Origin of the sequence: Pseudomonas sp. 2835, from assembly GCF_050435905.1 — a bacterium.
Taxonomy (GTDB): domain Bacteria; phylum Pseudomonadota; class Gammaproteobacteria; order Pseudomonadales; family Pseudomonadaceae; genus Aquipseudomonas.
This window is the reverse complement of sequence record NZ_JBNDLE010000020.1, coordinates 83,747-95,399: the sequence shown is the minus strand read 5'-3', so window position 1 is coordinate 95,399 and position 11,653 is coordinate 83,747. Positions and strand designations below refer to the sequence as shown.

Genomic DNA, 11,653 nt, shown 5'->3' with positions numbered 1-11,653 from the left:
CACAGTGGCAGCTTCCAGTTCGGCCAGCAGGTGATACCCGGCCAGCAGGCGCAGTTCATCCAGTGGGCGGACATCAACTTCCCGGCGCCGATCACTACAACCGAGAGGCCGCTGGTTTTCTTGAATGCGGTCGACTACATGATGGTCGGCAACTTCTCGGTAAAGGGTGGCCCGGGGAACTGGACGGGGTTCAGGCTGAAGGCCTGGCCACACCCGTTGCATGGCAGCGCCTGGCAGCAGTTCATGACCATCAAGTGGTTCTGCTCGAGCTATATGGTTGACGCCTCGCCACTCGATCCATATGGGGCTTCGATACGCGACGCCAACGGCGTTCGACTGTTCGTCACGTCGGCCAACATCACTTCGCTGAACAGCCAGCCGGCCACCAACATGTTCGTACAGGCGGGCGACCCCATCAGCGGCTCCGGCAGCTACTCGCCAAGCCAGCAGATGCCCTGGACCGGCAGCTATGACGACTACGTGCTGGCCAATGCGCTGTTCTCTTGTACGAACGTCGTGCAAACGACTCAGCCGATACGAGCGAACTTCGGGGGCTTCTGGCCTGGCAACAGGGGGATGCTGCAGATGTATGTCGACAACGGCTCGGGCATCAACCCACTTACCGCCAATGGCCGCACGCTGTTTGCTGCGCGGCCGATGAAACCGATTTAAAGGAAGCCCATATGCCATGGTACAGAACAGGCACGGTCGCCATCACGGCCGGCCAGAACACGGTGACCGGTACCGGCACCGCCTTCTCGGCAAACGCCCGAGTGGGTGATGCGTTCCTCGGCCCGGATGGTCGTTGGTACGAGGTGACTAACATCGCCAGCGGAACAGTGCTGAGCATTCTCCCGGCTTACCAAGGCTCCACCGTAACCGGCGGCACCTACTCAATCACCCCGGTGCAGGGGTACGACAAGCTGCTCAGGGATGCCTTCAATGGGGTTAACCAGCAGTACGGCGCAACGCTGGTTCTGTTTGGTGGCGCTGCTGATGCGTCAACACTAAGGGCGAACATCTTTGCCGCCACCCGGGGCCAGAACGCCGACATCACGGCACTTCTGGGCCTGACCACCGCGCTCAGCGTTGCCCAGGGCGGCACCGGCGGCAACACAGCTGCGGCTGGCCGCGCTGGGTTGGGGCTGGGAACGGCCGCAACGGCAAATGCCGTGGGCACGGTTTCCCAATCGGGCGGGGTATCGACGGGCGCGATCATCGAGCGTGGTTCCAACGCCTCGGGCCGCTACACCAAATTTGCCGATGGCACGATGATCTGTTCGGCCACGCTGAACTTCTCCCAGGCGGTCACCTTCGCCCAGGACGGGCTATTCATCGGGGCCACGCCGACGTTCGGCTTCCCGGCGGCCTTTATCGCGCCGCCTCAGTTCACATTCAGCGCGCGGGCGCAGACGGTTTTCACCCAGCCGAATGCGGTGACCGCGACGACCTATCAGGGCCTGGTCATGTCCATGACGTCCAGGACCATCACAGCAGACTTTGTAATGACAGCCCAAGGCAGGTGGTACGCATGAGACTCAAACTGATACCGATCAACTCGGACGCCACCCTGACCATCCACAAGCTGGGCGACGTGCTGACCATCAATGGCTTGCCGTATGACTTCGGTCCGCTGCCAGATGGCGCCACGCTCCCGGCCGAGGCCATTGGCTGCCCGTGGATCAACCAGCCGGTGGAGCGCATCAACGGCGTGTTGGTCATTCCGATCACCATGCCGCACGGCGCCGAAGCCGGGGAGCGATCGCGCTTCCCTGCGGACATTGTCGGCGCCCCGGACGGCCCGATTGCGCTGCCGACCGACCAAGACCCCAAGCCAGCCGTGGCGGAAGCAACAGAGGAGACCGATGCATGATCGACTTCAGTAAGGTCAAAACCGCGGAGCAGAAAGCCAATGAGGCCCGCCAGGCAGAGCGCGACGCGGCGCTGGCGTCCCGGCGTGCGGCCTATACCGCCGAGAGCGATCGCCTGAAGTTCGAGGCTGAATATGACGCGCTGGCTGCCGGCACTGAGCCCGATTACAGCGCCTGGACCGCCGCGGTCGCCGCCATCAAGGAACGCTACCCGCTCCCGCAGTAACAGTCAGAGCGTCAGCGCACCCGCCATCGAGCGGGTTTATTTTTGCCTGGAGAAAAGCATGCCCTGGAGCAGAGCAGGAACAGTGGCCGTAACAGCTGGCCAGAAGACGGTCACCGGTACCGGCACGGCGTTCACCTTGAATGGCCGGGTCGGTGACGCCTGGGTCGGGCCGGACGGCCGGCAGTACGAGGTCACGAACATCATCAGCCCGACGTCGCTGAGCATCGAGCCCGGCTATCTGGGTTCGACTGTTTCCGCAGGCGCCTACGCCCTGGTGCCGATTCAAGGGTGGCCCAAGGCTGCAGCTGATCGGATGCACCAGATCATCGACCAGTGGGGCGTGGCGCTTTCCTCGCTGGGCGCCGTGTCGACGGAGAACGTGGTGCCGGTCGCCAAGGGCGGGACGGGCGGAACGACGCAGGCAGGTGGTCGGAATGGCCTCGGCCTGAAGACAGCGGCGGTGGCGGATATCGTCGGTACCGTCTCGCAGGCCTCGGGTGTACCCACCGGCGCGATCATCGAGTCAGGCACCAACGCGAACGGCGAGTACGTGAAGTTTGCCAACGGCACCCTCATTTGCACTGCAGCGGTTGTGCTCGAGTTCAGTTCGGCCACCACATTGCTCAAGACCTGGCCATTTCCTGCCGCCTTTTCGGCAGCGCCAAAGGTCACCGCCACTCCGATTCAGGGCTCGTCAGCAGACTCAGCGCCAGTAACGTTTGCCGAGTTCGGTCCCGCGATGGCCGCCTCTATCAACACAGTCCAGTGTGTGCCGCGGCTATGGCGTACTGCCGGCGGCACCAACAGCTTCATCAGTACGTCCGTGGCCACCGTGCACTGCCACGCCATCGGCCGCTGGTTCAACTAGGAGAAACGCATGACCCCTTTGACCGAGCAGCAGTTGCTGCAGATCCTCCCGAACGCCCGCCCAGTCGCGGGCATTTTTTTGCCTGCACTGAACCGGGCCATGGCGCGCTACAAGATCGACAGCCCGGTGCGCGTGGCGGCGTTCCTGGCCCAGGTCGGCCATGAGTCGGGCCAGCTGCGCAATCTGGTGGAGAACCTGAACTACAGCGCCGAAGCGCTGGTGCGCACCTGGCCCAGCCGGTTTACCGCAGTGTCAGCGGCAGTCTGCGCGCGGCAACCGGAAAAGATCGCCAGCATCGTCTACAGCGGGCGCATGGGCAACACCCGCCCGGGGGACGGCTGGCGGTACCGTGGACGCGGGCTGATCCAGCTTACCGGCCGGTCGAACTATGCCGCTGCCGGCGCCGGCCTGACCCTGCCGCTGGAGGACAACCCCGAGCTGATCGAGCAGCCTGAGCACGCCGCCATGTCCGCCGCCTGGTGGTGGTCGACCCACGGTCTGAATGAGCTGGCCGACGCCGGCCGCTTCCAGGATATCGGCAGCGTGATCAACACCGGCAAGCCTGGCCGGGTTCCGCATGGTGCCGCCGAGCGAAAGGCGCTGTATGACCGCGCGCTGAAGGTGCTGGCATGAGCGCCTGGATGTTACGGGTTGCCGGCGCCGGCCTGCTGATCCTGCTGGGTATCGCGGTCGGCAGTTGGGCGACCACCAGCCACTTCCGGCCGCTGCTCGACGCGGAGCAGGACCAGGCAACTCAGTGCAAAGCTGGCCTCGACAACCTTGCCGGGCTGGCGCAGGAGCAGGGCAAGACCCTGGGCGACCTGGTGTTGGCGGCGAGCGCCCGGCAGTCAGCTGCTGAGCAGGCGGTGAGCGAAGCCAAGGTGAGTGCGGATCTCGACTACGCCGCGGCGAACCGGCTGCAGCAGGAACGCACCGGCGGCGATCGCTGCGCCGCTGCCACCTCGATCATCGACAAGGAGCTCGGCCTTTGAACGACAAGATCGGCTGCAAAATACTCCAGAAACTATTCCTGCTGGCTGGACTGCTGCTGTCGGGGTGTGCGGCCAAGGCGCCGCCATCGGCCCAGTACGTGCGCGTCGAGGTGCCAGTGCAGGTGCCGTGCCGTGCGCCAGAAGTGGCCGTGCCGCCCTGGGCAGCTTCCGGCCTGCGGAAGACTGACAGTCTGGAGGTAAAGGTGCGAGCTCTGATGGCTGAACGAAGGCAGCGGATCGGGTATGAAAAGCTGTTGGAGGCAGCGACTGCAGCATGCCGCTAAAGGGCATACGCTATTTAGATCTCCATTGTTGCCCAGTAATCAATGGTCTTGCTATCGATCTTTTTGGTAAGCCGGGCATAGATATCTGATCTGATACCGCCTTTCTCGCCCATTGACTGGGCATTGATAGCGTACTGCTGCAATGCAATTTTCATGAAGCCGCACGAGCTTTTAGACTTGAGATGTATCAGGGTCTTGTGATCAGCAAAAGCCTCAGCGCCAACAAGGTCCAATGTCCGGCGAGCAGTGTTGAAATTTTTTTGCTTGTTGAAGTCAAGCGCATGCATCAGCTCATGGTGCAGCGAGTTGTATCGCCAAAGCCAGACGAGATCTTCGCGAGTGCCATCGGGAAGACAATTTTCGTTGATGAACACGGCGCTGCGGCCTTTCCCTCTCAAGAGGAAATTTATGGTCACGCCTCCGGCGTCTCCCCGGCCGTAACTTTCCAGGTCTGCCGACTCGTCGTTGAAGTAGAGCTTTTCGTCGTATTCAACCTGGCAGAGCCCTAGCAGATCAGAGCATCCCTTCATCTTATCGGCTGGGACCAGATACACATCTTTGGTCAGGCTTTCGTATCGGCTGGCCAGCTCACGGTATGCGGTTTCGAACACATCAACTCCGAGCATTACTTAACTCCCTGACGGCTGTGTATCCTTAAAATTGCATTCTGCCACTTGTACAGCTGCCTTCACCAGAATCACAGCAGACACCCGCGCCGCTATGGTGCTCTCCGACCTGTTCGCACGGGCTGATGCTCGAGCGGGAGAGCTGGCGAAAGCGTATGACCGAGCCAGAATAGCAGGGGTGGCGTGCGAGGCGTCCTATACTGCGCTGATCAAACAGGTAGATTAGTAGTGTGAAGAAGACCCTGGCGGGAGTTATCGAGGCTGGAGAGCCGCTGATTCGGCAGGCCATCGATGCGCAGCGGCGCTACCAGGCGGTTCAGTGCACACGCTGCAGTGGCATCAGCTCACATTCTGCCAGCTCGTGAACAACTCGAATGCGTGCTGTGCGCAACATCATCTGCGACACTATCGCTACCCGGCAGCGCAAGAAAAGGGTTTCTTCCATTGAGTCAAACATCACTCTGCACCCTCTTTTTGCGGCCATGTTTTAGATTTAGCGCTCCGGGTGCTCTTCACTAGCCTAGAGATTGGCCTTTCAATAGCATGGAAGCTAAAAGCCGAAACTAGACAAATTCCGACCATCGCCACGATGAAGGTGATGACAGGATTTAAATGTAGAATACTTCCTGCCCTCACCGTTGCGCATATGATTAAGACATGGCACAGGTAGGTGGAGTAAGACCAGTCTCCAAGCTTGGTGAGTATGGTGAGCTTGGGTAGTCTGCGCTCTTGGGAAATAGCGCATAGAATAATAATAGCGCAGGGGATTCCTGACCAGGCAAGGCTATGTGTTACCTGTCCGTTATAAACTATAAGGCCTAGTGCGCACCCGGCAGCCACCAATGCGACGGCTGGCTTAATTTTGTCCACCAACCCTTGCCGGTATGCATAAGCAATGGCAACACCAAGTAGAAACTCAAATATAATTGGATTTCCGTAAAATTCGGACGCTCCACCCAGTGTCGGGACGGCCCAGTAAATCAGGCACACCCCAAGCACTAGCGCAAAGGTTCGTGCTTTGTTCGGGAAAAACATGGATATTAAAAATACTGCGTAGAATGCCATCTCGTAGTTTAGCGTCCATCCCACGGTCATCATTGGGAAGAAACCTATGCCGGTAGGATTCTGCACTGGAATGAGCAGCAAACTTTTCAGCAGGAAAACCGGTTCGAAGAGAGTGTACGGAATCATTCCTGGGACAAGTACTATAGTGGCAGCTGTCGCGAGCGTGAACATCCAATAAGCTGGCACTACACGAGCCAGGCGATGGGCGGAAAATTCCAAGGGAGTGATATTTCTGCCTGTTGTAGATAGGTAGATAACGAAGCCACTTATTACAAAGAAAAGATCAACCCCAATCGCTCCATATCTGTGCAGCGCTACAGAAATCGGGTCCGTTAACTGGAAGTTATAGGCCACCTGCATGTAGTGATGGAAAACAACTAGCCACGCGGCTAAAGCTCGTAGTGCCTGGACGGAGTTAAGCATTTTCAACGTCACTTATAAATTGAATGATTCTACATGAGTTTCACGACTCGATGCGCAAACCCTGAAGATATCCCAAGCTTGCCGCTGATCGGTAATTGCCAGGCCTTGGGCAAATCCATAGCATGCTGTGTTTTTGTACAGTGGTGACCAGCATGCGCTTTCTCATCCTGCGCCGGCGAAAGCTTGGCGTTGCCATTCCGGTCGATCAGTTGCGGAAGATGCAGCCGCTGGCCGGCGACATCCAGATCAGTGAATGTCACAGCGAAAGCCTTGGGCGCTCGACAATCAGTGCATGGATCTTCAGCTCGGGACCTGGTCCCGACGCTTTCCCGCGGCTGCTCGATGTGAAGATCACCGGCATGGCCCAGGTCGGGATGAACCTGACCGGGATTGAGGAAGTGGACGGCGCCTTCTATGCGCAGTCGTGGTGGTGCAGGGAGGAGTAGTGGGGTCGGCAGAACGCCGGAGGAGGGGAAGTTGCTGTACCAATTTTTGTACCAACTGTTGCGTTTCGGTGTGTACTTGCGTGTAGAGCAGAGTGGCAAAACCCCCGGATTTACTGGGTTCTGCCACTTTGGCTCACACAGAAAAACGCAAAAAACATCTTTGGAGTATGGCTCAGATCCTGTCGATTGCCCGGACAGCGCTATCGTGCAAATGAAAAAAACTTAATCTAGGCGCCTTTCGACCGCCCATAAAAAGCCCCGCCAAAGGGCGGGGCAAGGGGCTGTGCGGAGCAACGCACGATAAAACGGGGACTGGCTTCAGGCTTGCAAACCGGGGCTTTCGAGTCGGTCGGCGAGGGCCTGGGCGGCAGGCAGCGAGGTCAAGGGTCCGGAAATCGCTTCGCCATTGCGTACCAGGTACCAGCAGGCCAGCAGGCCCAGCTCCCTGAGCGAGGCGGGGACGGCGCTGCCAATGACGGACATGATGTTGATAGGGGCCATGGGGTTCCTCCCGTGAGTCATGGGCCTACCTTAGCGTCGAGTGGCGGACGGTTGAAATCAACGCGCTCGATAGTGATCATCAGTCATGACGCTTCATAGTCACTCCTCACGGAACAACCCCGACGTCAGGGATATTTACAAGGCGGCGGGAACCGAAAAAATCACACAGGTTCAGAGTAAAGGTTATGTAAGGGCCGATCAGCGGTCTGCGGCGGGCGAGGGCACGGTGCCGGTCCGTTTCCTGAGGAGATTTCAATGGCAACATTTCCAGGCAAAGACACCCAGCTGTGCATCTCGTTGGCGGGACGGCCGGGTACCTTTGGCGTGCGCTTTCACAACCACCTGTATCAGCAACTGGATCTGGATTTCTACTACAAGGCCATGACTACCGACGACCTTCCTGCAGCCGTTGCCGGTATACGTGCCTTGGGTATCCGCGGTTGTGGTGTGTCGATGCCTTACAAGGAAGCCTGCCTGGCCCTGGTCGACGGTGTTGACCCGTCGGCGGCGGTCATCGAGTCGATCAACACCATCGTCAATACCAATGGCCACCTGGAAGGCTATAACACCGACTACCTGGCCGTGCGCCATTTGCTCCTGCGTCACCAGATCGATCCGTTTACGGCCTTCGCCCTGCGCGGCAGCGGCGGCATGGCCAAGGCGGTGGCCTGTGCCCTGCGCGATGCGGGCTTTACCCAGGGCATTATCGTCGCCCGCAACGAACAGGCCGGGCGGCAGCTGGCCGACAGTTGTGGCTATCGCTGGCAGGCAGAGCTGGGCGACCTGTGCCCGCCGATGCTGGTCAATGTCACGCCGATCGGCATGGCCGGTGGGGTTGAAGCCGAACAGTTGGCATTTGCCCCCGAGGCTATAGCGGCGGCGCAGCGGGTATTCGATGTGGTGGCGATGCCGGCGCTGACGCCGTTGATCGTCGAGGCCCAGCGCTTGGGCATACCGGTGATTACCGGGCTGGAGGTGATCGCCCTGCAGGCGCTGGAGCAGTTTGTGCTGTACACCGGAGTGCGGCCGACAGCGGAGCAGGTGGCGCGGGCGGTGGCGTTTGCCCGCGGGTAGTGCGTAGGCCCCATCGCCGGCAAGGCCGGCTCCCACAGTGGATCTGTGTACACCAAACCCTGGACTGCCCCCAAGAAGTTGGACACCAATCCAACCCTTGGGGGAGCTGGTTTGTCACAATGGATCTGTTGGCACCGAACCCTGTGGGAGCTGGCTTTGCCAGCGATGGGCTGCAAAGCAGCCCCAGGTTTACTCGAACTGCGCCAGGCGCTCTTCCAGCGCCGCGATCCGTGCCTCCAGCGCTTCGATCCGCTCCAGCGACACCGCGCCACCGGCCGAACGCTCCGGCCCTTGCTGGCGCGCCGCCAGAATCGCCTCGATCTCGGCCGGATCGCCCAGCGCATGGGTGTAGCGATCTTCACGCTGCCCGGCCTGGCGCGGCAGGTGCAGGGCAAAGCCACGGGCGATCAGGCGCTCAAGCTGGTGCACCACCTGTTCAGCATCTTCGAACTCATGCATGCGGCTGCTGCGGGTCAGCAGTTCGTTAACCGTTTGCGGCCCGCGCAGGAACATCAGCCCGAGCAGGGTTACCTGCGCCGGTACCAGCTCCAGGGCCTTGTCCACGCGCTGCTCCCAGCGGTCGGCGCGGCTGCCCATCTGCAGGCGGGTCAGGCCCTGGCCTTCGAGCGCGCGCAGGGCCTGGCCGACCTGGCCCTGGCTAAGGTTGGTCACAGGTTCCCGGCTGGTCTTCTGGTTGCAGGCCAGCACCAGGGCGTTGAGGGTCAGCGGGTAGGTTTCCGGGCTGGTGGCCTGTTTTTCGATCAGCGAACCGAGCACGCGGATCTCGGTGCTGGTGAAGCGGGCGTCGGAAGCGGTTTCGTGTTCGGCGGACATGGCCCTGTCTCTATGCGAAGAAAGGCCTCTAGCCTAGGTGCGCAACAGGGTAAAACACAAGCAGCCGGTGCAGGACGCACCGGCTGCAGGTCAAGCTCAGGCGGCTTGACGCTCTTCGGCCATGCAGGCCGCAGCGGTGAACAGGACGTCGGTGGAGGAGTTCAGCGCGGTTTCCGCCGAGTCCTGCAGCACACCGATGATGAAGCCGACGGCGACCACCTGCATGGCGATTTCGCTGGGGATGCCGAACAGGCTGCAGGCCAGCGGGATCAGCAACAGCGAGCCGCCGGCCACGCCCGAGGCGCCACAGGCGCAGACAGCGGCGACAACGCTGAGCAGGATCGCGGTCGGGATGTCGACGGCGATGCCCAGGGTGTGCACGGCAGCCAGGGTCAGCACGGTGATGGTGATTGCCGCGCCGGCCATGTTGATGGTCGCGCCCAGCGGGATCGACACCGAGTAGGTGTCTTCGTGCAGGCCAAGTTTCTCGCTCAAGGCCATGTTGACCGGGATGTTGGCCGCCGAGCTGCGGGTGAAGAAGGCGGTGATGCCGCTTTCACGCAGGCACAGCAGCACCAGCGGGAAAGGGTTGCGGCGAATCTTCCAGAACACGATGATCGGGTTGACCACCAGCGCCACGAACAGCATGCAGCCGATCAGCACGGCCAGCAGGTGCAGGTAACCGAGCAGGGCGTCCAGCCCGGACTGCGCCAGGGTCGAGGCGACCAGGCCGAAAATCCCCAGCGGCGCGAAGCGAATCACCACGCGCACGATCAAAGTCACGCCGTTGGACAGGTCGGCAACCACTGTGCGCGTGGTCTCCCCGGCGTGACGAATGGCCACACCCAGGCCAATGGCCCAGGCCAGGATACCGATGAAGTTGGCGTTCATCAGCGCGCTCACCGGGTTGTCGACCACGCTCAGCAGCAGGCTTTGCAGTACTTCGGTGATGCCGCCCGGGGCGCTCAGGGCGACGTCCGAGGTGCTCAGGGCCAGGTTCGAAGGGAAGGCCATGCTGGCGATCACCGCGACCACGGCGGCGGCGAAGGTGCCGAACAGGTACAGCACCAGGATCGGGCGGATATGGGTTTCGGTGCCGTGGCGATGGTTGGCAATGGATGCCATGACCAGGATGAACACCAGGATCGGCGCCACTGCCTTGAGGGCGGAAACGAAGACCTTGCCAATGAAGCCGAGGCTGGCGGCGGTGCTTGGGGCGAACACGGCCAGGGCGATACCGGCGACGAGGCCGATCATGATCTGGACCACCAGGCTGGTGCGGTTCAACAGGTTTAGAACAGGGGTCATGTCAGGTGTTTCTCTGTCTTGTTCAGGGCGCAGTGGGCGAACCACGACGCTGGAGCATGGGGCACCTGGCAAGGCAGGGCCGAGAAAAAGGGCGCGACTTTAGCACAGCAGGGCACATTTGGTGTTTGCGCTGCGTCAGGCGGTAGGACGCAAGTGTAGTCTGCGCGCCCTTTGCAAACGGCGATGTGCCCACGCCGGCAGCCGGCTACCAGTTGAACAGCTCGCGGCGGGCGCCTTCGGTGATGGCGACAATGCCCGGGTGCTTGACCTTGCGCTCCACCGAAATGGCATAGAACGACTCGTTGACCGCGTCGGTCTGGCCGATCAGCTCGACGCCGTACTGCTTGCTGACCTCGTCGGCAATCACGCTGGGGGCAATGAAAATGCCGCTGCCCGATTGGCCGAAGGCCTGCATCAAGGCGCTGTCGTCGAACTCACCGACAATCCGCGGCTGTAATTGCTGCTCGGCAAACCAGCGCAGCAGGCGGCTGCGCACCACGGTTTCCTGGCCAGGGATCAGTAGCGGTGCATGTTGCAGGCAGGCCGGGAAGTTGCGCCCGTACTGTTCGGCCAACGCCTGTGTGGCAAAAAAGCTGATGCCGCATTCACCAAGCTTCTGGCTGTAGCCCTTGATGTCCAGGTGGCTGGGCATGGGGCTGTCGGAAATCACCAGGTCCAGGCGCTGGATCGCCAGGTCTGCCAGCAGCCGTTCAAGCTTGTCTTCGCGGCAGCTCAGGCGCAGGGCATCCTCCATGTCCATGGTCGGCGCCAGCAGGCGGTAGACGATGGACTTGGGCACCACATCGGCCACGCCAACCCGGAACAGGATCTGCTGCTCATCCGGCCGGGCCCGCAGCATCGCCTCGAGTTCGCCGCCAATCTGGAACATCTGCTCGGCGTAGGTCAGGGTCTGCCGGCCACTCTCGGTCAGCTCCAGCTGGCGCCCGACCCGGCGGAACAGTTCGATGCCGTAGGTTTGCTCAAGCAGGGTGATCTGCCCGCTGATGGTCTGCGGGGTCAGGTTCAGTTGCTCGCAGGCGCGCACGATGCTGCCGGTCTTGGCCACTACCCAGAAGTAATGCAACTGGCGGTAATTGAGCATGGCGATTTCCCGATTCGTAAAAACCGAAGTATA

Annotated in this window: 15 protein-coding genes and 2 pseudogenes; 11 read left to right on the top strand and 6 right to left on the bottom strand. The window is 61.0% G+C overall.

Annotated features, from left to right (window positions below; all coding sequences use genetic code 11):
- From ABIE20_RS22985 to ABIE20_RS22950, 8 genes and pseudogenes are all read left to right on the top strand, one after another.
- Positions 1 to 672 (top strand): annotated as a pseudogene (locus ABIE20_RS22985) (hypothetical protein); the annotation flags it as partial.
- An 11-nt stretch (positions 673 to 683) separates the two neighbouring features.
- Entirely contained in the window at positions 684 to 1,535 is an 852-nt protein-coding gene (locus tag ABIE20_RS22980) for a phage tail protein (RefSeq protein ID WP_429507526.1), read from the top strand.
- Positions 1,532 to 1,873 carry a hypothetical protein gene (locus ABIE20_RS22975; protein WP_429507524.1) on the top strand — a complete coding sequence of 114 codons (342 nt, stop codon included), beginning with the start codon at positions 1,532 to 1,534 and terminating at the stop codon, positions 1,871 to 1,873. Before ABIE20_RS22980 ends, ABIE20_RS22975 begins: the two co-directional genes overlap by 4 nt.
- Positions 1,870 to 2,097: a hypothetical protein gene (locus ABIE20_RS22970; protein WP_093382574.1), complete on the top strand. Its 228-nt coding sequence runs from the start codon at positions 1,870 to 1,872 to the stop codon at positions 2,095 to 2,097. The genes ABIE20_RS22975 and ABIE20_RS22970 overlap by 4 nt, the downstream gene beginning before the upstream one ends.
- A 58-nt stretch (positions 2,098 to 2,155) precedes the next feature.
- Positions 2,156 to 2,965 carry a phage tail protein gene (locus ABIE20_RS22965; protein ID WP_429507522.1) on the top strand — a complete coding sequence of 270 codons (810 nt, stop codon included), beginning with the start codon at positions 2,156 to 2,158 and terminating at the stop codon, positions 2,963 to 2,965.
- A 9-nt stretch (positions 2,966 to 2,974) separates the two neighbouring features.
- Positions 2,975 to 3,598, top strand: a complete 624-nt coding sequence (locus ABIE20_RS22960; RefSeq protein WP_429507520.1) for a glycoside hydrolase family 19 protein — start codon at positions 2,975 to 2,977, stop codon at positions 3,596 to 3,598.
- The gene (locus tag ABIE20_RS22955) at positions 3,595 to 3,957 is read left to right on the top strand and encodes a hypothetical protein (RefSeq protein WP_429507519.1); all 363 of its coding nucleotides are present in this window, start codon (positions 3,595 to 3,597) and stop codon (positions 3,955 to 3,957) included. Before ABIE20_RS22960 ends, ABIE20_RS22955 begins: the two co-directional genes overlap by 4 nt.
- Positions 3,954 to 4,241, top strand: a complete 288-nt coding sequence (locus ABIE20_RS22950) for a hypothetical protein (protein WP_429507518.1) — start codon at positions 3,954 to 3,956, stop codon at positions 4,239 to 4,241. Before ABIE20_RS22955 ends, ABIE20_RS22950 begins: the two co-directional genes overlap by 4 nt.
- Before the next feature lie 14 nt (positions 4,242 to 4,255).
- Here ABIE20_RS22950 and ABIE20_RS22945 read toward each other — a convergent pair whose 3' ends face one another.
- Positions 4,256 to 4,867, bottom strand: a complete 612-nt coding sequence (locus ABIE20_RS22945) for a hypothetical protein (protein WP_429507516.1) — start codon at positions 4,865 to 4,867, stop codon at positions 4,256 to 4,258.
- A 52-nt stretch (positions 4,868 to 4,919) separates the two neighbouring features.
- On the opposite strand from ABIE20_RS22945, the pseudogene ABIE20_RS22940 reads away from it, so the two are divergent.
- Positions 4,920 to 5,093, top strand: a pseudogene (locus ABIE20_RS22940) (DUF2514 family protein); the annotation flags it as partial.
- Positions 5,094 to 5,323: 230 nt separating this feature from the next.
- On the opposite strand, the gene ABIE20_RS22935 reads toward ABIE20_RS22940, so the two are convergent.
- A complete protein-coding gene (locus ABIE20_RS22935; RefSeq protein ID WP_429507515.1) occupies positions 5,324 to 6,355 on the bottom strand; it encodes an acyltransferase family protein in 1,032 nt (343 codons plus the stop codon).
- A 152-nt stretch (positions 6,356 to 6,507) separates the two neighbouring features.
- Between ABIE20_RS22935 and ABIE20_RS22930 the strand changes: the two genes are divergently transcribed.
- Positions 6,508 to 6,801, top strand: coding sequence for a hypothetical protein (locus ABIE20_RS22930; protein WP_429507514.1), 294 nt, complete (start codon positions 6,508 to 6,510; stop codon positions 6,799 to 6,801).
- Positions 6,802 to 7,119: 318 nt separating this feature from the next.
- Here ABIE20_RS22930 and ABIE20_RS22925 read toward each other — a convergent pair whose 3' ends face one another.
- Entirely contained in the window at positions 7,120 to 7,302 is a 183-nt protein-coding gene (locus tag ABIE20_RS22925) for a hypothetical protein (protein ID WP_429507513.1), read from the bottom strand.
- A 255-nt stretch (positions 7,303 to 7,557) separates the two neighbouring features.
- On the opposite strand from ABIE20_RS22925, the gene ABIE20_RS22920 reads away from it, so the two are divergent.
- Complete coding sequence (locus tag ABIE20_RS22920; protein ID WP_429507511.1) at positions 7,558 to 8,376, top strand: shikimate 5-dehydrogenase; 819 nt, start codon at positions 7,558 to 7,560, stop codon at positions 8,374 to 8,376.
- Positions 8,377 to 8,565: 189 nt separating this feature from the next.
- On the opposite strand, the gene ABIE20_RS22915 is transcribed toward ABIE20_RS22920, so the two are convergent.
- The 3 genes from ABIE20_RS22915 to nhaR form a co-directional block, all read right to left on the bottom strand.
- Positions 8,566 to 9,210 carry a YceH family protein gene (locus ABIE20_RS22915; RefSeq protein ID WP_045194583.1) on the bottom strand — a complete coding sequence of 215 codons (645 nt, stop codon included), beginning with the start codon at positions 9,208 to 9,210 and terminating at the stop codon, positions 8,566 to 8,568.
- 96 nt (positions 9,211 to 9,306) lie between these two features.
- On the bottom strand, positions 9,307 to 10,518 hold the full coding sequence (gene sstT, locus ABIE20_RS22910; RefSeq protein WP_429507510.1) for a serine/threonine transporter SstT: 1,212 nt from the start codon (positions 10,516 to 10,518) through the stop codon (positions 9,307 to 9,309).
- Positions 10,519 to 10,723: 205 nt separating this feature from the next.
- The gene (gene nhaR / locus ABIE20_RS22905) at positions 10,724 to 11,620 is read right to left on the bottom strand and encodes a transcriptional activator NhaR (protein ID WP_123565551.1); all 897 of its coding nucleotides are present in this window, start codon (positions 11,618 to 11,620) and stop codon (positions 10,724 to 10,726) included.
- Between the last annotated feature and the right edge of the window lie 33 nt (positions 11,621 to 11,653).